Source organism: uncultured Roseibium sp., assembly GCF_963675095.2.
Classification (GTDB): Bacteria; Pseudomonadota; Alphaproteobacteria; order Rhizobiales; family Stappiaceae; genus Roseibium.
Genome location: NZ_CAXXSJ010000046.1, coordinates 40,294 through 59,255, shown reverse-complemented (window position 1 = coordinate 59,255; position 18,962 = coordinate 40,294). Strand labels below are relative to the sequence as shown.

General features: G+C 60.1%; 19 protein-coding genes. 14 read left to right on the top strand and 5 right to left on the bottom strand.

Annotation, left to right across the window (positions count from 1 at the left end; translation table 11 throughout):
- Positions 1 to 2 precede the first annotated feature (2 nt).
- From ABIN98_RS16990 to ABIN98_RS16980, 3 genes are all read right to left on the bottom strand, one after another.
- Positions 3 to 692, bottom strand: a complete 690-nt coding sequence (locus ABIN98_RS16990) for a GNAT family N-acetyltransferase (protein WP_346911770.1) — start codon at positions 690 to 692, stop codon at positions 3 to 5.
- Between the two features lie 29 nt (positions 693 to 721).
- A complete protein-coding gene (locus ABIN98_RS16985) occupies positions 722 to 1,216 on the bottom strand; it encodes a MarR family transcriptional regulator (protein WP_346911769.1) in 495 nt (164 codons plus the stop codon).
- A gap of 292 nt (positions 1,217 to 1,508) precedes the next feature.
- Positions 1,509 to 2,195, bottom strand: coding sequence for an outer membrane protein (locus tag ABIN98_RS16980; RefSeq protein WP_346911768.1), 687 nt, complete (start codon positions 2,193 to 2,195; stop codon positions 1,509 to 1,511).
- Positions 2,196 to 2,702: 507 nt separating this feature from the next.
- On the opposite strand from ABIN98_RS16980, the gene ettA reads away from it, so the two are divergent.
- The 4 genes from ettA (at position 2,703) to ABIN98_RS16960 (ending at position 9,251) form a co-directional block, all read left to right on the top strand.
- Positions 2,703 to 4,352, top strand: a complete 1,650-nt coding sequence (ettA, locus tag ABIN98_RS16975; protein WP_346911767.1) for an energy-dependent translational throttle protein EttA — start codon at positions 2,703 to 2,705, stop codon at positions 4,350 to 4,352.
- A 167-nt stretch (positions 4,353 to 4,519) separates the two neighbouring features.
- On the top strand, positions 4,520 to 7,582 hold the full coding sequence (locus tag ABIN98_RS16970; RefSeq protein WP_346911766.1) for a pentapeptide repeat-containing protein: 3,063 nt from the start codon (positions 4,520 to 4,522) through the stop codon (positions 7,580 to 7,582).
- Between the two features lie 236 nt (positions 7,583 to 7,818).
- Entirely contained in the window at positions 7,819 to 8,541 is a 723-nt protein-coding gene (locus tag ABIN98_RS16965) for a peptidoglycan-binding protein (RefSeq protein WP_346911765.1), read from the top strand.
- Between the two features lie 152 nt (positions 8,542 to 8,693).
- Positions 8,694 to 9,251, top strand: a complete 558-nt coding sequence (locus tag ABIN98_RS16960; RefSeq protein ID WP_346911764.1) for a pyridoxamine 5'-phosphate oxidase family protein — start codon at positions 8,694 to 8,696, stop codon at positions 9,249 to 9,251.
- A 35-nt stretch (positions 9,252 to 9,286) separates the two neighbouring features.
- On the opposite strand, the gene ABIN98_RS16955 is transcribed toward ABIN98_RS16960, so the two are convergent.
- On the bottom strand, positions 9,287 to 10,000 hold the full coding sequence (locus tag ABIN98_RS16955; RefSeq protein ID WP_346911763.1) for a type IV pili methyl-accepting chemotaxis transducer N-terminal domain-containing protein: 714 nt from the start codon (positions 9,998 to 10,000) through the stop codon (positions 9,287 to 9,289).
- Between the two features lie 220 nt (positions 10,001 to 10,220).
- Here ABIN98_RS16955 and ABIN98_RS16950 point away from each other — a divergent pair, with 220 nt between their 5' ends.
- From ABIN98_RS16950 to ABIN98_RS16940, 3 genes are all read left to right on the top strand, one after another.
- Positions 10,221 to 10,841, top strand: coding sequence for an MOSC domain-containing protein (locus ABIN98_RS16950; RefSeq protein WP_346911762.1), 621 nt, complete (start codon positions 10,221 to 10,223; stop codon positions 10,839 to 10,841).
- Positions 10,842 to 10,904: 63 nt separating this feature from the next.
- Positions 10,905 to 11,498, top strand: coding sequence for a hypothetical protein (locus ABIN98_RS16945; RefSeq protein WP_346911761.1), 594 nt, complete (start codon positions 10,905 to 10,907; stop codon positions 11,496 to 11,498).
- Positions 11,499 to 11,698: 200 nt separating this feature from the next.
- Positions 11,699 to 11,941: a hypothetical protein gene (locus tag ABIN98_RS16940; RefSeq protein WP_346911760.1), complete on the top strand. Its 243-nt coding sequence runs from the start codon at positions 11,699 to 11,701 to the stop codon at positions 11,939 to 11,941.
- Positions 11,942 to 11,955: 14 nt separating this feature from the next.
- Here the strand turns inward: ABIN98_RS16940 and ABIN98_RS16935 are convergent, their stop codons facing one another.
- Positions 11,956 to 12,282 carry a DUF2293 domain-containing protein gene (locus tag ABIN98_RS16935; protein WP_346911759.1) on the bottom strand — a complete coding sequence of 109 codons (327 nt, stop codon included), beginning with the start codon at positions 12,280 to 12,282 and terminating at the stop codon, positions 11,956 to 11,958.
- A 410-nt stretch (positions 12,283 to 12,692) separates the two neighbouring features.
- Here ABIN98_RS16935 and ABIN98_RS16930 point away from each other — a divergent pair, with 410 nt between their 5' ends.
- From ABIN98_RS16930 to ABIN98_RS16900, 7 genes are all read left to right on the top strand, one after another.
- Positions 12,693 to 13,319 (top strand): metalloregulator ArsR/SmtB family transcription factor, encoded by a 627-nt coding sequence (locus ABIN98_RS16930; protein WP_346911758.1) that lies wholly within the window; start codon positions 12,693 to 12,695, stop codon positions 13,317 to 13,319.
- A 3-nt stretch (positions 13,320 to 13,322) separates the two neighbouring features.
- Complete coding sequence (locus ABIN98_RS16925; RefSeq protein WP_346911757.1) at positions 13,323 to 14,216, top strand: LysR family transcriptional regulator; 894 nt, start codon at positions 13,323 to 13,325, stop codon at positions 14,214 to 14,216.
- Between the two features lie 108 nt (positions 14,217 to 14,324).
- Positions 14,325 to 14,957 carry an NAD(P)H:quinone oxidoreductase gene (wrbA, locus tag ABIN98_RS16920; protein WP_346911756.1) on the top strand — a complete coding sequence of 211 codons (633 nt, stop codon included), beginning with the start codon at positions 14,325 to 14,327 and terminating at the stop codon, positions 14,955 to 14,957.
- Entirely contained in the window at positions 14,957 to 15,592 is a 636-nt protein-coding gene (locus ABIN98_RS16915) for a DsbA family protein (RefSeq protein ID WP_346911755.1), read from the top strand. The genes wrbA and ABIN98_RS16915 overlap by 1 nt, the downstream gene beginning before the upstream one ends.
- Before the next feature lie 15 nt (positions 15,593 to 15,607).
- Positions 15,608 to 16,588, top strand: a complete 981-nt coding sequence (locus ABIN98_RS16910) for an EamA family transporter (RefSeq protein WP_346911754.1) — start codon at positions 15,608 to 15,610, stop codon at positions 16,586 to 16,588.
- Complete coding sequence (locus ABIN98_RS16905; protein WP_346911753.1) at positions 16,585 to 17,274, top strand: DUF4386 domain-containing protein; 690 nt, start codon at positions 16,585 to 16,587, stop codon at positions 17,272 to 17,274. The genes ABIN98_RS16910 and ABIN98_RS16905 overlap by 4 nt, the downstream gene beginning before the upstream one ends.
- Positions 17,275 to 17,635: 361 nt before the next feature.
- On the top strand, positions 17,636 to 18,796 hold the full coding sequence (locus tag ABIN98_RS16900; RefSeq protein WP_346911752.1) for an MFS transporter: 1,161 nt from the start codon (positions 17,636 to 17,638) through the stop codon (positions 18,794 to 18,796).
- Positions 18,797 to 18,962 lie beyond the last annotated feature (166 nt).

The following is an 18,962-nucleotide window of genomic DNA, read 5'->3' as shown; positions in this document are numbered from 1 at the left end:
CGTCAGGCGGCAGATTTCTCCAGAACTGCGACATTAACCTCGCAACGCAGTTCAAACCCGAGCTTTTCATAAAGCCGGATCGCGGCGGCGTTGTTGGCATAGGCGTGCAGGAACGGGATCTCGCCACGCGCTTCGATGCGGCTCGCGACGAAATCGGACAGCGCGGCGGCAAGGCCCTTGCCCCGGAAATCCGGATGGCTGCAGACGCCGCTAACCTCGGTAAAGCCTGGCAGCTTCAGCCGTTCCCCGGCCATGGCCGCCAGCCGACCGTCGATGCGGATGCCCCAGAATTCACCGAGTTCGAAGGTCCGCGCACGGAAAGGCCCGGGTTTGGTCAGGTCGACTAGCGCGCGCATCTCCGGGATGTCGGCTTCCGTCAGGCGGATGATCCCTTCCATGGTTGGCAGAACCGCGCCGGCGCGCCGTTTGATCATCTGCACGCCGGGAGCGGTCATCGGTGCCGTCAGGGTGTCCGGCAGGGCGATGTCCGCCCGTTGAAGCAGGTAGACATCGGTCTCGCCGTCCTCAAGCAGATCGCCGAGATCCGACAGGCTTTGCGGACTTGCGTCAAACGCGGCGGCAAAGGGGGCGACGTTCGGGTCGAAGCGCCGGGCCTGGCCCGCGCCGATGGCAAAGCGACTGTGGCGTGTCGTGAGCGCGGTCCAGACGGCGGTGTCGAGAGCATTTTCCACGTGAGATACTCCGTTACATAACAGGGCGGCTAGCGCGCCTTGACCCGCACGCGGACATGCCGGGGCAGCGGGCGGGCAGCAAGCCGGTCTTCCAGCTGACCCAATTGCTCCAGTAGAGAACCGGACAGGCCCTCGCAGGCATCGGTGACGGCGGCTTCGACCGTTTGCCAGGCGCCTTCCTCCAGACGTCGGACAAGATCCTCACCGGCGGGCGTCAGCGAGACCTTGGAGACACGGCGATCGACCGGATCGGGCACGATCTTCGCAAGACCGCGCGCCTTCAGCTTGCCGACCATGCGGGTAATGCCCGGCTGGCTCTGGCCGATGGCCTGCGTCAGGTCTCCGATGCTCAAGGGGCCGTTGCGGGACAGCGCAGCCAGAACCGGCGAGTTGACCGAGCCCGCCTCGGGGCTGTCCTGTTCCGAAATCAACGTCTGTGTCTGCGCCTGCAGTCGCTCGCCGATCCGCTTCAAGCGGGTGCCGAGGGTCATGTAGCCGAGCTGGCGCACGATATCTTCTGTCATGGAGCGCTCCAATTAGATAGGAAGTTATATAACTAGTTATATTAATGGGCGCAAGTGGCAGGCGAGAGATGTAACCTTGTAGGGGAGGGGCCGGGATTCGCCGTGTTGCGGTCCACCTGCACGAACGGCTGGAGCGCGCAGGACTCCTTCAGACTTGCAGAGTATCTGGAAGGGGGAGCGGGATTATGCGGCCCTGCCCGACGGCATCCAGAGCCGGGAGGAGGGCTTCAGATTTTACCCGACCGCCGGAACGCGGTCGGGGGTTTTGTTCTCTCGTATGACTCGGTCGGGCTTAGTTGCCGAACGGATTGCCGCTGAAGCGATAGTTGACGCCAAGGCGCAGGATGCTCATTTCCTTTTCGCTGGCGTTGACCGGAATAGCGACCCTGTAGCCGCCGTCATCGAGTTCGGTGTAGAGATATTCGAGCTTGGCCGACAGATTCTGCGTCAAAGCTGCCTCGACGCCGGCGCCGACGGTCCAGCCGGCTTCCCAGCTCGAATTATAAAAGCCCGGCTGACCGGCATCGATCAGGCCCCAGGCGAGACCACCGGTGACATAAGGCATGAACCGGTCAAAGGCGTAGCCGATGCGCGGGCGCAACGTGCCGAACGAGGTAAGGTCTGTTTTACAGCCGACGGCGCAGGATGTGGTGGTCGAGCCGTCGATGCCGGCAAAGCCCCAATCGCCTTCGATACCGAGAACGATGTTGTTCATCTGCCAGTTATAGCCGACGGTACCGCCGATCAGTCCTCCGCTCTGGTCAAAGTCGCCGGTGGTTGCGCCGGTGGTGTCCGTGTGCCGGCTGGTCGCCCAGCCGATGCCGCCGTTGATACCGAAGTAAAGCCCGGACCATGTAAATCCGCTGCCAGCGGGAGTGCCATAATCCGCGGCCTGGGCTGCGCCGGAAACAAGGGCCGTGCCGGCCATCAGGGCCGCGGCAATGCCAATGCCAACTTTTCTTGCATAGGACGTGTTCATATCGACCTCCGAAAATTACGCGTGACTGTGTCTGGATGACGTTGGGGGAATTATAACAAGCAGGCTTGTGTCTGGCTGTAACTCAATTGCCGCAGTTTGAAGATTGTTTGCGTAAGTATTGCCACCTAGGGGTGCTCTCTTTAGGTGTGAAGCAGTAGTCACTTTCCAGTTTTTCGCTCAGACTCGGCATTTATAAGCAAAGCCGGGATCGTACGTGCATAAAGTATAGGTTCACATCTAATCTCCGCCGTCCTGCCCGGACTTGATCCGGGCATCCATGCCGTTCCGTTGCTTTCTGGCAAAGCGGTTCCGGGAGGAGGCGTTATGGCATGACGGAGGGAGGGGAAGTGCGAAGGGAATAAATCGTACCCTCCGCTTGCGCCTTCCTAACCAAATCCCCAAATACGCCCCAAACGCATTGCCCCTTTTCGCCTGATCGCGTAAAAGGGCGCCCAGATTTCATGCGAAGAATCCCGACAATTCCAAACTGCGGAGATGCGGAGCCCCATGGCGCGCCAGTTCATCTATCACATGCATGGCCTCTCCAAGGCCTATAACAACAAGAAAGTCCTCGACAACATCAACCTCTCCTTCTACCCGGACGCCAAGATCGGCATCCTGGGTCCGAACGGGGCCGGTAAGTCGACGCTTCTGAAAATCATGGCCGGGCTCGACAAGGAGTATACCGGCGAGGCCTGGGCCGCAGAAGGTGCGCGCGTCGGTTATCTGCCGCAGGAGCCGCAGCTCGATCCGGACAAGACGGTTCGCGAGAACTGCATGGAGGGCGTGGCCCACAAGCAGGCGATCGTCGACCGCTATAACGAACTGATGATGAACTACTCGGACGAAACGGCCGACGAAGGCGCGAAGCTGCAGGACATCATCGACGCGGAAGACCTGTGGAACCTGGAAAGCAAGGTCGACATGGCGATGGAAGCCCTGCGCTGCCCGCCGGAAGATTCCGAGGTGACGAACCTGTCCGGCGGTGAACGCCGTCGCGTGGCCCTGTGCCAGCTGCTACTGTCGGAGCCGGACCTGCTGCTGCTCGATGAGCCGACCAACCACCTGGACGCGGAAACCGTCCACTGGCTGGAACGGCACCTGCGCGAGTTCAAGGGCTCCGTGCTGATCATCACCCACGACCGCTACTTCCTCGACAACGTCACCGGCTGGATCCTGGAACTCGACCGCGGTCACGGTATTCCTTACGAGGGCAACTACTCGGTCTATCTGGAGAAGAAGACCAAGCGCATGATCCAGGAGGGCCGCGAGGACATGGCCCGCAACCGGGCGATCGACCGCGAGCGCGAATGGATGGGCATGTCGCCGAAGGGCCGCCAGACCAAGTCCAAGGCGCGTATCAAGGCCTATGAGGACCTGCTTTCTGCTCAGGAAGAACGTCTGCCGACCATCGAGCAGATCCTGATCCCGGTGGGCGAGCGTCTCGGCGCGAACGTTATCGAGGTCAAGAACGTTTCCAAGGGCTTTGAGGACCGGCTCCTGATCGACGACCTCTCCTTCAAGCTGCCGCGCGGCGGCATCGTCGGCGTGATCGGCCCGAACGGTGCCGGCAAGTCGACCCTGTTCAAGATGCTCACCGGCCAGGAAAAGCCGGATAGCGGTGAAGTCATTGTCGGCGACACCGTGCACCTGGGCTACGTCGACCAGTCGCGCGACAAGCTCGACGCGTCCAAGACCGTATGGGAGGAAATCTCCGAAGGCGCCGAGGTGATCTACCTCGACGATAAGGAAATTAACTCCCGCGCCTATTGCTCGTCCTTCAACTTCAAGGGCCCGGCCCAGCAGGCGAAGGTGGGCGATCTGTCCGGTGGTCAGCGCAACCGGGTGCACCTGGCGAAGGTGCTGAAGCAGGGCGCCAACGTGCTCCTGCTCGATGAGCCGACCAACGACCTAGACACGGAAACGCTTGCAGCACTCGAAGACGCGCTGGAAAACTACGCCGGCTGCGCCGTGATCATCTCGCACGATCGTATGTTCCTCGACCGTCTTGCCACCCACATGCTCGCCTTCGAAGGCGACAGCCACGTGGAATGGTTCGAGGGCAACTTCGAGGACTACGAAAAGGACAAGGTCCGCCGGTTGGGGGCCCATGCCGCTGATCCGCGCCGGATCAAGTACAAGCCGCTGACGCGCTGATCGTTCAAGCGGAACCGAACAGTTCAAAACGGCGGGTCGAAAGGCCCGCCGTTTTTGTTTGTCTTCTGTTTCAGTTGCTCAAAATTAGCCCTGCAATCTTTGACTGTACTGCAGGGCGGGCTAATGTGTCGGTAAGTCTTTCAGTTTTTGCTACGCCGGAAATTCTCATGAGCCTCGAAACCGATCCGTCCAAACCGTCTTTGAAAGTTAAAGAATCCGTGATGAGCCTTTTAAAGGCGGCGGGCGAAGCCGCTTTCCTTAACGGCGGCGGTACGATTTCCAATCTCATCGACGCGGCGGGGGCGATGGGGCGCGAGACGGAAAGCGGCGCGCAGGCAGCCCATGGGTTTTGGCGTGCGGTGTTGGCCTATGCGGTGATGGATGTGATCGGACGCAACAAGATCGCCGACCTGAAAAACGAAAGCGGCCGGTTGGCGAAGGTCGCAGAGCAGTTCGGCCCGGTGATGGAAAAACCTGTCGCCTATGACGCCGCCTGTCTGGACGAGCCGACTGGCTTTAAGCCCTATCAGGATTTGCGGGAGAAATTTTGGGAGATGATCATCGCGATCTCTCCGGACCGGGACTTTTATCGAGATTGTTTAGAACGGCAACTCGACAACGGATTGCGCGAAGGGGCCTGGAAGGTGTGGGTCGAAGAAAAATCCGTATCCTTTCGCAACTATGCCAACAGTGTCATGTCGGGTCCAGTAGCGGAGGGCTTTGCGCGGCGGCAAGCGTGGCAGAGGCACTACAGCTGGATTGACCGTCGTCTAAGCAAGCAGCCGTTGTTTGGGCAAGAAGAAACGGGCATCACATTGCGCGACGTTTATACGCCGCTTCGCTGCAATCATCATCAGGAGATTCCTTCAGAGTATGATAACGATGCTGCCGCTTTCAACACACGCTCCGAGGGCTACGAAAAAAGAACCCGCCGGGTGGCAAATATCGGCTGGCTGGACGCTACTCTGGACACTTGGCTTGAAGGGCTTTCAGTGAGGCGAATTGCTCCAGATCCAGCTAATACGATCCGGATCGTTGCCGGGCCGCCAGGCAGCGGCAAGTCGGTGTTTTCACGGGTATTTGCACATGATGTTGCAATGTCCGGCCGATGGAATGTTGCCTATGCCGAATTGCAGCACATGTCTTTCAAGGACGATTTCAAAGACAGGGTTCGCGCGTATTTTGCGTCGGTGGACAAGGGAGCAGGCCTTGGCGATGACATATTCAAGATGTCGGATGTTGAAAGTACACCGCCTGTGCTCTTTGTCTTCGATGGGCTTGACGAGTTATCGCGTAGCGAAGAGGCTGCAAAAGGAGTTTCGGAAAAATTCATCCGAAATGTCCGGGAGTTACTCGGCGCGATGAACCGCGGTGGCCTTAAGGCCGCAGCCATTGTCCTCGGGAGGTCAGTGGCAGTTAAGGATGCTTTCGACGAGGCGGATGCTATGAAGTTATCCGCTCTTCTGCACGTCATGCCGCTAAAGCCACTTGATCAAAAGACTTTGGAAGTTGGATCTCAACAAACAGGCGAAGAGCCTGATCAAGAAGACTTCAACGACCCGGCAGAAATACGGAAAAACGACGATCGCAAGGTCTTCTGGAAACGCTGGTTAGCGGCTTCGGGCCAGCCTGAGGAGACAGAGGCAATGGCACTGGTCAACAAGAATCTAGATGACCTAACTGCCGAGCCGCTGCTGTTTTATCTTCTGATCCTGTCCGGGTATGCAGACAAGGACGCGGACAGGGCCGCAGACAATCGCAACAGGGTTTATCGCGAGATTTTCCGCCGAGTGCACAAGCGTGATAAAGGACAGTTGGACAAAGGTAATACAACTGGGCACCCCTCAAGCCATAGACTGAATAAAAAGGCGTTTTTTCATTTGATGGAGTGCCTCGGTCTAGCTATTTGGCAGGGTGGCGGGCGTACCGGTTCTAAAGCTGATTTTGAAAAGTACCGCGGGCTACATGCCTATGATCGAGAAGAGCTTTTCGAGGATGAGGAATTTGCCTCTCTCAAGAACGTTGCGCTTCAGTTTTATACTAGATCTGTTGGAGATACGGACCAGGGATTTGAGTTCGTTCATAAGAGTTTTGGTGAATATTTAGCTGGGTGCGCATTGCTGCGGGCCGCTCGGGAACTCTCGAGCCAGTTCAAGCGTCCCAAAGATTTCTGCCTTGAATGGCTGGAAATGTTTGGGGTGCAGCCGGTGACACCGGAAATTCAGGGATTTTTAAAGGATCAGTGCCGGCTGGAAGATGTACGATATGTCAAAACTCTGAAAACGCAGCTTATCAAACACATGAATTGGGTACTTGATAGCGGGTTTCCTGCGCACAAATTGGACAACATATCATCTTGGAGTATGGCTGAAGCACGTCAGAGGAATGCGACAGGAGCGTTAATGGCTGTTCTGTCAGCATTAGCGTCAGCACAGGGGAGAGAAATCCTACAGTCTGGGGAGCTAATGGATGTTGAAGGGGCGGATGAAAGACAAGAGGTTTTGAAAGAAGCTCGTGTGGTGCTGGACTGGCCTGATACCCGGTCGGCACAGCGTTTGATCGAGACGTTGCAGATAACCAATGATCGGACAACAGCGCATTATCTTTGTCTTGGTTGGCTTGATTTTACTGTGTCCGACGGAACTGAATGCATCTTGGAAATACTTAACCTAAGAAACGTTGATCTGAGTGGCGCGAGCTTAAATGGGGCGTTTCTATTCAAGGCGCAACTGGCCAGCGCGAACCTGAGCGAAGCGGACTTGTGCAACGCGGACCTTAGTTCCGCTTACTTGGGTAATGCGGACCTTAGCAGGGCAAATCTGAACGATGCTAATATGTACATGACAAATCTGGCAGGGGCGGATCTGTTCGAGGCGAACCTGAGCGGGGCATCATTATTCAAGGCTAACCTGAGTGAAGCGGATTTGAGTCGAGCGAACCTGAGTGCAGCGAACATGTACAAGGCAAACTTGAGTGAAGCGGATCTGAGCGGGGCAGACCTGAGCGGGGCCGAAACCATTGGAGCCGATTTTGGGGGATCGTTATTGGTTTCCGCTGATCTGCACGCCAGTGAAGGTATTTCTCAGGATCAAATCAATTCCGCTTTAGGAAGTGCTAGCACACTTTTGCCGGACCGACTCATTCGGCCAGATCATTGGCTAGATGAGAACATGAAACCAAATGAGATTATTATCCGCTGGCGAGCGTGGCTTAAGGAACAAAATGATTGAGAATTAATTTCGCCGACCCGCGCCGGATCAAGTACAAGCCGCTGACGCGCTGATCGTCAGGGCAGAAGCGAAGTTCATGAACGGCGGGTCGAAAGGCCCGCCGTTTTTGTGTCGGGGGCTGGTGAGAGCCTGATGTGGCGCAACCTATAGCCACGTAGCCATTTGGCGGTTTGCGCGCTAATCTCTTTTGCATCGCGTGTCGTAGGGCGGTTTCAAAGGGAAGGAAGGTAATCGGAATGATCAAGGCAATCAGTATCGTCACCGCGCTCGGGGTGGCTCTGTCTTCCTTTGCCCTGACTGCCACGCCTGTCCGGGCAGGCAATGCGGGCGGAGTCATTGCCGGCGGGATCGTCGGGTTTGCCGCCGGCGCCATTGTCGGCAATCAGCTGGCCAAGAAAAGACATCATACCTATCGCGCGCCTGCACCCGGGCGATCCGCGGAGGAACGCGCCTACTGGATGGATATCCAGGATGCCCTGAACAGGCTCGGCTATAACGCCGGGCCGGTCGACGGTGCGCCCGGTCGCAGGACGCGCCAGGCGATCCGGGAATTCCAGAGGGGCATTCCGGATGTGCCGGATGGAAAACTGACACCGGAACAGACCCAGATCCTGTTCAGCCTCGCCTATCCGCAGCCCGTGCAGGACAGCGACGCAGCCGGCGGCATCCCGCCGGAGGGCGCTCCGCCTCAGCCGGGTCCGGCGCTGTCGGACGCTCCGGCAACTGGAACTCCGGCAGGCGGATTTGCGTCGCCACCGCAGCCGGGTTCGGGGCAAGCACCCCAGGCTGCGCCGGTTCAGCCGGGTATCCAGCCGGCACCGGCCGCCACGGCTGCGAGCGTTTCGGCTCCGGTGGAGGCCCAGCCCGCTGCTGGCCAGCCGCAGGTTCAGGTCGACGAGACCGGCCGGCAGTACATCGAGGTGAACGGCCAGAGGTTCTTCCTGGAGCCCAAGGAATAAGGCTGCAGGCCTGTCAGGCAACTGCGCGACGGCGGTCCATCGGGCCGCCGTTTTTGTTGTCTGGTCGGAAGCAGACGGTTTTACGGATATCCGGCCTTGTCGGCCTCTTTTCGTGGCGGCACTCTCATTAGTACAAAACCGGGAGATTTCAGATGGCCAAGCAGTTTGCCGAACTCAGCGACCAGCACCGCGCCTTTATCGAGCGCCAGCATATCTTCTTCACCGCGACCGCGGCGCCCACGGGCCGCGTCAATGTCTCGCCCCGGCCGACAACGGCGCTGAAGGTGCTGTCGCCCAACACGGTCGTCTACATGGACCGGACCGGCAGCGGCAACGAGACGGCGGCCCATCTGCGGCAGATCAACCGGATGACGGTCATGTTCTGTGCCGTCGATGGCCCGCCGCAGATCATGCGGCTTTACGGCAGGGGCCAGATCCTGCGCAGCGGCACGGAGGCCTACGCGGAACTGCTGGCAAGCGCCTTCGGCGGCGAGGAGCCCGTGGGCGCGCGCCAGATCGTCCGGCTGGATTTCGACCTGGTGCAGACCTCCTGCGGCTACGGCGTGCCGCTTTACGATTATCAGGGCGAGCGTCCGTCGCTCGAAAACTGGGCCGCGGCCAAGACGCCGGAGGAAATGGAAGCCTACCAGCGCGAAAACAACCAGGTCAGCATCGACGGTTTTCCGACAGGCATGTTCGAGGACGCCTGACGGGCGTCTTCCGCGCAGTCGTCCCTGGTCCTGCCTCAGACATAGGAGAGGTGTTTCAGAATATCCTGCGAGCTGTCGGTGATGTCGTTGGCGATCTGCTTGATTTCGTCGGTAAGCGCGCCGAACTCGCGTCCGTGCGGTCCGGCCCGGTCGGCGGAGATCTTGGCGTTGAGCGCAATCATACGCGAGAACTTCGAGGCTTTCTGAATATCCTGAAGCGCCTGCATAACCCGGGCGGCATCCGCATTACGGAGTTCGCGGCGGCGGTCCATTTCCTCGCTGAAGTCGGTTTCGATGGCTGCGACGATGCTCTGCAGGACCGCCAGCAAGTCGATCAGGATGAACCTGGAAAACCAGTCGGCCTGGTCGTCGCTCATCGGTTTGCCTTGGGAGAGGTGTTCGATGCCGTTTGACACTTCGCCCAGGAAGCGCTCGATTACCGCCCGCCCGCTTGATCCGTCTTTACCGTGAGGCACGCTTTGGCCAAGAATGTTCCGGATCCGCAGCGTGTTCAAATGAGGCAGACCGTCCTCCGGCTTTCCCTGTTGTAGAATTCGGTAGCCTTCGACGAAATCATCGGCGGCGGTTCGTAACAGGGCGAGAAGATTTTCCGGCGGCTCTTCGGTTTTGTGAAGCGCCGTGCTGATGGTCATGAACAGAAAGCCGATGCGCTGCGACAGCATGCGCTGGCGGGCAGAAATGTTGATCAGTCTGCCGAAGGTGCTTTCGTTCACCTCGCTCATCGTCATGAGGCATGCCTTTTGCTCTGGACTTTCAACAATTTTACAATGCGTTGGCATAGATCTCGAAGAAAAAACATTGTGCAGATTGCATAAATAATGGCGTGCAATTCAGAATTTTACTTTTCGTTAAAACCCATTTTCCGCAGCGATGGTCGGATCAACATGTTTCATTGGAGACAGGTTCCCGGACACGTTATGACAGGACAAAAGGGAAGGGCGATTGACCATGAGCGATTCTGAGACGGGCCTGCCGGACAGCTTTAAGCTGACGCGGGCGCGCAAGCTGGCCGGAACGGTGGCCCAGGTACTGCGGACCGAAGGCGTGGAGGATTTCCAGACCACTGCCTGCGACGAACTGGATCTCATCTTCGAGGGGATTCCCGGCGACCGGCACAGCGGCTTCACACGCCTGTCCGGCGGCCGTGAGCCGTGGTATCCGCGCGGCACGGAAATGGTCAACGAGCGGCAGATTTCGATTCTCTCGGTGGAGGAGTTGGCCGAGATCGCCAAGCTTATGGAGCTCGAAGACCTGAAGCCGGAATGGATCGGCGCCAATATCGTCATCGAGGGCCTGCCCCGCCTGACGCTCATCCCGCCGCGGACACGGCTTGTCTTCGAAGGCGGTGCGGTGATCCGGGTCGACGGCGACAACGCACCGTGCCGGGTGGCCGGCAGGGCAATCGCGGAAAACGTGCCAGGCCGCGGGGGGCTCGATCTTCTGTTCCCGCAAAAGGCCCGTCGCTTGCGCGGACTGGTCGGCTTTGTTGAAAAGCCGGGTGTGATCAAGGCCGGAGAAGGCATGACCGCGCATATCCCCGAACAGTGGATTTACGACCCCGGCGCTTGAAAGTGACGCGTTGCCGTCTGATAGTCAGGGTTGTGATTTTCGACAATACGGCATGGGCGGAGCATGGGCTTTAGCATCTGTTATCTCGGGCTCCGTTGCCCGGTGGAAAAAGCGGCGGAATACCTGTCCCTTGATATCGAAGCGGAAGAACCCGGTGATTGGCCGCCCATGGACTCTTGGGTCGGGATGCTGAAAGGGTCCGACTGGACGCTTGTGTGGCTGGAAGACGCGCGTTTTGTCGAAAAGAATATCGCTCTGCTTGAAAGCGCATCACAGAAGGTGGATTTGATTGCCTGCGAAGTCGTTGAAAGCGTGATGTGGGCGTCGGCGCAATACTGGTCGAATGGCGACCTGAAATGGAAGGTCACTCACGCGGGCGATGGAGATGACATTTTTAATCTGACGGAGACGGGTACTCTGCCTCCGGACTATTCTGCCATCCGGACAGAGCATTTCAAAAACCAGGAACAAGAAAACGAAAGTGATGACGAATTCGGCTGCGACCATATTTTCGAAATCCCATTAGACCTAGCTGCTGTCTCTCTGAAATTCCGTCATGAACAAGCTCTGGAAGCCGCCGACTTCGTCAGCTTCAGAGGTATCGTCCCGCCGCCCAGGAAGGGACTGATTGAAAAGGTTCTTTCCCTGTTCAAATAGCTGCGTCTTGAGATACGCAGGAGCCGATATTGCAAGCCGGGAAAAGGCGCCCGAGGCCAGATGCCGCAGGGAGCGGTCCATGTGCCGCAGTGAAGGGCGCAGGTCGAGCCGCTAGGTAAAAGCCCTATCCGTAGTTTCCCTGAAATGCGGACGCCGGCCCTCCTGCCGGCGGTTTTCCCTACACTCGACCGGAGTTGCTCATGTCGTCTCAAACGGCTGAAAAGCCTGCGCTTGTTCTTCGTCTTCTTCTGCTGGTGCCGATCTTCAACCTGTTTCTGCGCGATGCCATGTATGGCGCCGAAGAGGCCAAATACTGGTTTGCCGGCAACCTGTTCCTGACCTGGATGCTGGCGATCTATTTCATCGGCTATCCGGCCATCATCGTTCCGGCCCTCACCATGGTGCCGCTGGCCTTCCTCTGGATCCTGGAAACCTGCCGGTAACAGTCCGAAAGTCCTCAGTCCGGCGGATCCTGTCCGTCCTCTTCAGCGGTGATCCGCCGGGCAGAGCCCCAGTCTTCCAGCACCCTGTTCATATCGTCGATGACGAAGAACCGGGCCGCATCCCGGTCATAGCCTTCCTCCAGGAGTGCATCATAGCTGGTGAGCGTATGGCGGATATGGCTGGCGGTCGCCTGCCAGAGCGCGATCGACGGCGGTAGGTGGCGCAGATGACTGGCAAGGGCAAGGCCGAGGATCGCCTCCGCATCCGCCATCGGCACACGTGGGAGCAGCGCCCGCAGGGCCTTGCGCATCTCTTTCTGACGTTTCGTTCCACCGGTCATTTCCTACCCGCACCCACTGCTATCCAGTTTACTTACGAAGTCTTTCGCCAAGCGTTTGACATGTCACGGGTTTTCCTACTCCGAGTTAAAGCGGACACGAAAAGCCGTCCCGCCTACTCCCGTCTCCCCCCTTGAGGGGGAGATGTCGGCGCGAGCCGACAGAGGGGGGTGAAACGGTGCCGCATTTTCTGAAAAGCCGAATTTTCCGAGAGGCTTATACCCCCCTCTGTCTCCTGACGGAGACATCTCCCCCTCAAGGGGGGAGAGGAAAACAAGCGGATAAATCAGAAACTCAAACCATACGCCGTTAAACCGGACAGCAGTGATCTGTACCCTAGCGGCCGTGGCCTTGCGCCGCATTTGAAAAGCAAAATCTTCTTATAAGCGATGGGCCGTGTTACAAACATGTCATGTCCGATCGTACCAGAACCCGTCTTCTGAATGCGCTGAAAGCGTCCGGTCCACAGACGGCCGGTGATCTGTCGAGCCGCCTCGACGTTACGCCTGTCGCCATTCGCCAGCATCTGGACGGTCTGCTGGCCGAGGACCTGGTCGACTTCGAGGACCGCAAAGGCAGCGTCGGCCGGCCGAAACGTGTCTGGGCGCTATCGCCGAAAGGCCACGGACGGTTTCCCGACAATCATTCCGGACTGGTCTCGGGGCTTCTGTCTGGCATGAAGGAGCTTTACGGGCAGGAGGGTATCGACAGATTGATCGCCCACCGCCAGGAAACGGCGCGCAAGACCTATTCGAAGGAACTGAAGGCAGCCGCCGGCCTCGGCGAGCGGCTGGAGATCCTGGCGGAGTTGCGCAGCCGCGAAGGTTATATGGCCAGCGTCGAGCAGGAAGATGGCGATTATCTCCTGATCGAAAGCCATTGTTCCATTTGCGCGGCGGCCACGGCCTGCCAGGGGTTCTGCCGCTCGGAAATGGCGCTGTTCCAGGAGTTGTTGGGGCCGGATATCAGTCTGACCCGCGAAGAGCATCTGTTGTCGGGCGGACGCCGGTGCGTCTATCGAATCCGGGAAGCCCTGTAACCGATGGACAGGCTTTCGGTGATGAAGGCGTTCTGCCGGATCGTGGAGCGCGGCAGCTTCGCCAAGGCCGCCGAGGACCTTGGGATTTCGGCAGGGCTCCTGAGCCGGGACATCAAGCTGCTTGAGGACAGTCTCGGCTGCACGCTGTTGAACCGGACCACCCGCAGCATGTCCCTGACCGAGCACGGCGAGGTCTATTACGAGGAGGCGCGGGGGCTGCTCGATGCCTTCGACCGGGCGGAGGAGCGGGTGCGCTCCGGCGCCGGGTCCTTGCGCGGAACGCTCCGGATCAACGCGCCCTATTCCTTCGGCCTGGAAGTTCTGTCTCCGCTGCTTCCCTCTTTCATGGACCGGTATCCCGACCTCGAACTGGTGCTTGCCTTCGACGACCGGGTGGTGGACATGGTCGAAGGCGGATACGACCTGTCGATCCGTGTTCGGGCCGAGCTTCCCGATTCCGGCCTGCGTGCCCGAAAGATCGCCACGGTACAACAAGGTCTGTTTGCCTCACCCGCCTATCTTGAAACGCATGGAACGCCCGGAACGCCGGAGGCGCTTGCCGGTCATGAGACCGTCAGTTTTCTGATGTCGGACGCACCGGCGAGCTGGGCGCTGAACGGGCCGGGCGGCACTCATGAACACGCGCTGACCTCAAAGCTCCGTCTCGGCAGCAGCCTCGTTCTGCGTGACATGCTGATTGCCGGGCGCGGGATCGGATCGCTGCCATCGTTTCTGTCCGAAGCGGCGGAAAAAAGCGGGGTACTGGTGCGGGTTCTGCCCGACTGGTCGCAATCGGAGCGCCATGTCTACGCGGTGATCGCGGCGCGCCATGGCGCCGACAGCCGCACGCTCGCCTTTGTCGATCATCTGTCCGAAGCCCTTCGCGGCTCCGGGTGACATTCTTCAACCCACGTAAAGAGTGACTTTCGCCCCGACTGCTTACTGCCGATCCGCCTCCTTCCTATCCTCCGTGCAATCGCAACAGCACATATCGGAGGGCTCACAATGGCTCGCGTTCTTGTTCTTTATTATTCCAGTTACGGCCATATCCGCGCCCTGGCCGAGGCGGAGGCCGAAGGCGCACGGTCCGTGCCGGGCGTCAGCGTCGACATTCGCCGGGTGCCGGAAACCGTGCCGCAGGCCGTGCGCGAAAGCGCCGGCTACGTGGTGGACGACACGCCCGAGGCGCGGGTGGCGGATCTGCCCGACTACGACGCCATCATCTTCGGCACGCCGACCCGGTTCGGCTCCATGGCCGCCCAGATGAAACAGTTCCTCGATATGGCCGGCGGCTTGTGGGCAAAGAATGCGCTGGTGGGCAAGGTCGGATCGGTGTTCACCTCGTCCGGGTCCCAGCACGGCGGCCACGAGGCCTCGGTTCTGACCACCCATGTGCCGCTGCTGCACTTCGGCATGATGGTCGTAGGGCTGCCCTATACCTTTCAGGGACAGATGCGCATCGACGAGATCGTCGGCGGATCGCCTTATGGGGCCGGCACGGTGGCCGGTGGCGATGGCTCGCTGCAGCCCTCGGAGACGGATCTTGCCGGCGCCCGGTTCCAGGGGCACCATGTGGCGGAAATCGCCGCGCGCCTGGCCGCAAACCCGGACACCCTGATCATGCGGGAGGTGGCGTGATGGGGCTGACTGTCGATTTCTTCCATGACGTCGTTTGCGGCTGGTGTTTCAACATTTCACCGCGCCTGCGGGTGCTGGCCGCGGAGTTCGATATCCAGGTGCGCCACCGCACCTTCGTGCTTCAGGACAGCCCGGAGCAGATGATCGCGGCGTTCGGTTCCATGGGCCAGGCCAAGGAGACGATCCTCGGTCACTGGGCCGCGTGCCGGGCGGCGAGCGACACGCCGGAGCTGTTCAACATCGAGGGCATGCGTGCAACCTCCTTCGACTATCCGTACGGGCTTCCCGCAGCGCTTTTCTGCAAGGCGGCGGAACGACTGTCGGGGCAGGAGGCCCACTGGAACATGTTCGATGCGATCCAGAAAGCCCACATCACGGAGGCGCGGAATGTTGCCGACATGGACGGTCTGCTCGATATCGCTGCGGACCTGGGGTTTGACCGGGACCGGATCCGGCGCGCGGTCTTCGATCCCGGTACGCGGAGCGCGGTCGAAGCTGACCGCCAACTCGCCCGGCGTATGCAGGTGATCTCGGTTCCCACCGTCATCGTGCGTGAAACCGGAACCCGTCTCGTCAACGGTCCCATCGGGGACCTGCGCGCCCAGCTCGGCGCGGCCCTTCGTCTTTCGGCCTGAAGTGAGTGTCCTGATATGAAACCCATGAACCGCGGCCTCGATGTCATTGTCACCGCGCTTGCCCCGGCCGTCTGGGGCAGCACCTATCTGGTCACCACCGAGTTCCTGCCGCCGGATCATCCGATCACCATGGCGGCAACGCGCGCGCTGCCGGCGGGCCTGCTCCTGCTTCTATTCGTGCGCAAACTGCCGGGGCGCGACTGGCTCGGCAAGGTGATGCTGGTCGGCGCGCTCAACTTCTCCATCTTCTTCTGCTGTCTGTTCATTGCCGCCTACCGGCTGCCGGGCGGTGTCGCGGCGACGCTCGGGGCCATGCAGGCCCTGTTCGTGATCGCCCTTGCGCGCGGCCTGTTGGGCACGCCGGTGCGCCTGCTGTCCGTTATTGCCGCGCTTTCCGGCGTCTTCGGCGTGGCGCTTCTGGTGCTCGGCCCCGAGGCGGCGCTGGATCCGATCGGCGTGGCGGCGGGCATTGGCGGATCCGCGTCGATGGGCGCGGGGACCGTGCTCACCCGCAAGTGGCAACCGCCGGTGTCGGCGCTCACCTTCACTGCCTGGCAGCTGACCGCGGGCGGGCTGCTGCTGGTCCCGGTTGCGATGGTGTTCGAACCATCCCTGCCGCCGCTGGAGCCGCATTATCTCGGCGGGATCGCCTATCTCAGTCTGATCGGCGGGGCGGCGACCTATTACCTGTGGTTTCGCGGCGTTGCCAGGATCGAACCGTCGGCGGTTTCCATGCTGCCCATGATGAGCCCGATGACCGCGGTCATTCTCGGCTGGGTCGTTCTCGGCCAGACCCTGAGCCTGGTGCAGTGGCTGGGTGCGGCGATCGTGCTCGGTTCGGTCTGGGCAGGGCAGCGGGTCGGCCGTGTGCGTACAGGTCCGGAACGTTCTGGCGACGAAGCTATTGGAAAGTGCAATTCCGGGCAGGCAGTGGTACCTGATACGTCAGGCGGTGCCCTGGGGGGCCTCGAACGACAGTACGAAACGTCCAAATGACCAATCCCGATTTTTCACCTTCCAGCGAACCGGTTTCGGGTGGACGCCTCGCCGGTGTGCTTTATCTGGTGATCATTGCCTGCGGCATCGGCAGCGAGGTTTTCCTGCGCGGGCCATTGATGGCGGCAGGCGGGATTCCGAGTATCAGTTCGGCCGAAGTCGCAAGCAGTCTGCGCTGGAGCCTTGCCGCCGACACGATCATGGTGCTCGCCGATGTGGCGCTGGCGCTGGTCCTCTATCAACTCCTGAAACCGGTGAATGCGGCGGCAGCGATGGCCGCCATGGTGTTCCGTCTCGTTCAGGCTGCCATTTTAGGGGCGAACCTGCTCAGTCAGCACATGGCGGTCCTGATTCTGGAAGGCGCCGGGCTCCAGGGCATGGGACCAGGTGCGCCCGCCCGGCTCTGGCTGGAATTGCATGGCGCGGGCTACGACATGGGCCTGTTCTTCTTCGGCATCAACTGCCTGATCACCGGCTACCTGCTGTTCATCTCAGGCTGGCTGCCGAGAGTGTTCGGTATCGGGTTGATTGCCGCCGGGCTGGTCTATCTGACCGGTAGCACCCTGCGCGTTCTCGCCCCGGTCTATTCCGACGATTTCGCGCTCGCCTATGCGATCCCGCTGGCTGCCGAACTCGCCTTCGCCCTATGGCTGATCATCAAGGGGCTCGGGCCACGGCCAGCGTGAGGACAGGGGCGGACATCTTCTTGTTGTCCGGCACCCGTCATTTATGCCATGGTTTGGCGTCTCCTTCAGGAAAGCCCTGCCGACATGAACCCTTTGCCGACTTTTTTCTACACGGTTTCACCCCCGCCGCCTTTCTCCCGTTAAGACGGGCGCGGTGAGCTAAACCTTCCGAACAGCCCGTCTGCGAGACGCCTGCGCGGCCTCCGGCGCGTGTCCTTTGGACACACGCGGTGCGGAGCTATGCCCGCAGCTTCTCGATTTCTTCCAGACCATTGATTTGAGCCTCCGTGCCGATGCGCCCGCGGATTTTCCCGGGATCGCATTCGCGCGGCAGGCCGGGCATTCGAAAGGTGAAATCACCATGCCTCGGGTTACATCCCTATTCGTATTGAGTCTTGCCGCATCGCTCCTGATGATCGGCGTCGGCATGATCGTCGCCATCATGCCGGAGCGGGTCTATGCGGCGTCCGGAAACCTGCAAAGCGTCAGCCTGATCGCCTCAGTCTTCGCAGTCAGCTACCTGCTGGCGCAATTGCCGGCCGGAATCCTGTCCGACCGGTTCGGCGCCAGGGTCTTCCTTGTTCTGGGCTATGGCGTCTGTGGCCTGTCCGGGCTGGTCTTCTTCTTCTCACCGAGCGCGGACGGAATTCTGTTCGGCCGTCTGATTCAAGGGATCGGCGAAGCACCGATCTGGGCACTGGGGCCGGCGCTCCTGTCACGGGCCTATGCCCAGTCCAAGGGCCGCGCCATCGGCCTTTACAATGCGGCGATCCATGCGGGCCTGACGCTCGGACCGCTGGCTGGGCTGGCAATCGGGGCCTCCGGCGACAGCAATCTACCGTTCCTGATATTTGCAGCGCTTTGTTTCGCCGGTGGTCTGGCGATTTTCTTGCTGCTACCGGAAGAGACGCGGCACGCAGAACCTGCCTTGAGTGGAAAAGCCGACCCAAGGGCACTCTTGAGAGTAATGACGGAAGGACGCCACGCGGTCCTGTTTTCTGGCGTTCTGCTCTATGGAGCCTGCTACGGGATCTTCGTCAGTGTCCTGCCGATTTCCCTGACGCTGCTGAACGGTTTCGGCGGTCAGGAGACCGGGATCCTGTTCTTTCTGTTCTATGCCGCAATCAGCCTGTCGCAGGTGGTGGCGGGGCCGTTGTCCGACCGGCACGGCCGGCGCGGGTTCCTGATCGGGGGCATGGCACTTGCCGCATTAGGCTTCGGTACGGTCTTCTTCGTGCCCGGTCTGTGGGCGCTGGGTCCGCTGTTCCTTGCCAGCCTCGGGCTCGGCGCATTTTGCGTCGCGTCCATCGCGGACCTCAGCGAGGCGGTCCAACCCGATCTGAGAGGAACCGTCTCCGGCGGCTATTACCTCTTCTGGGCGATCGGATATTTCGCCGGCCCGCAGGTGATCGGGCTGTTTGGTGCGGGAGCCCAGGAGACCGGTTACGCGGTGCTGGGGCTTGTGCTTGCGGGGCAGACTCTTGCGATGTTGTTCTTCCTTGGGGCGCGGAAGCAGACCTGAACCCGCTTGACCGTGTTACCTCCGCCCTGCCAAACGGGCAGGGCGGAGACCGGCCTCACTTGTCATGGATGAACGAGCCGGATATTGCTTTTTGAAGAGGACGACCTCTGCCGTCCGAGCACATAGTTTCATCGGGACGCCCCGATCATCCGATTGGGGCTTTTTT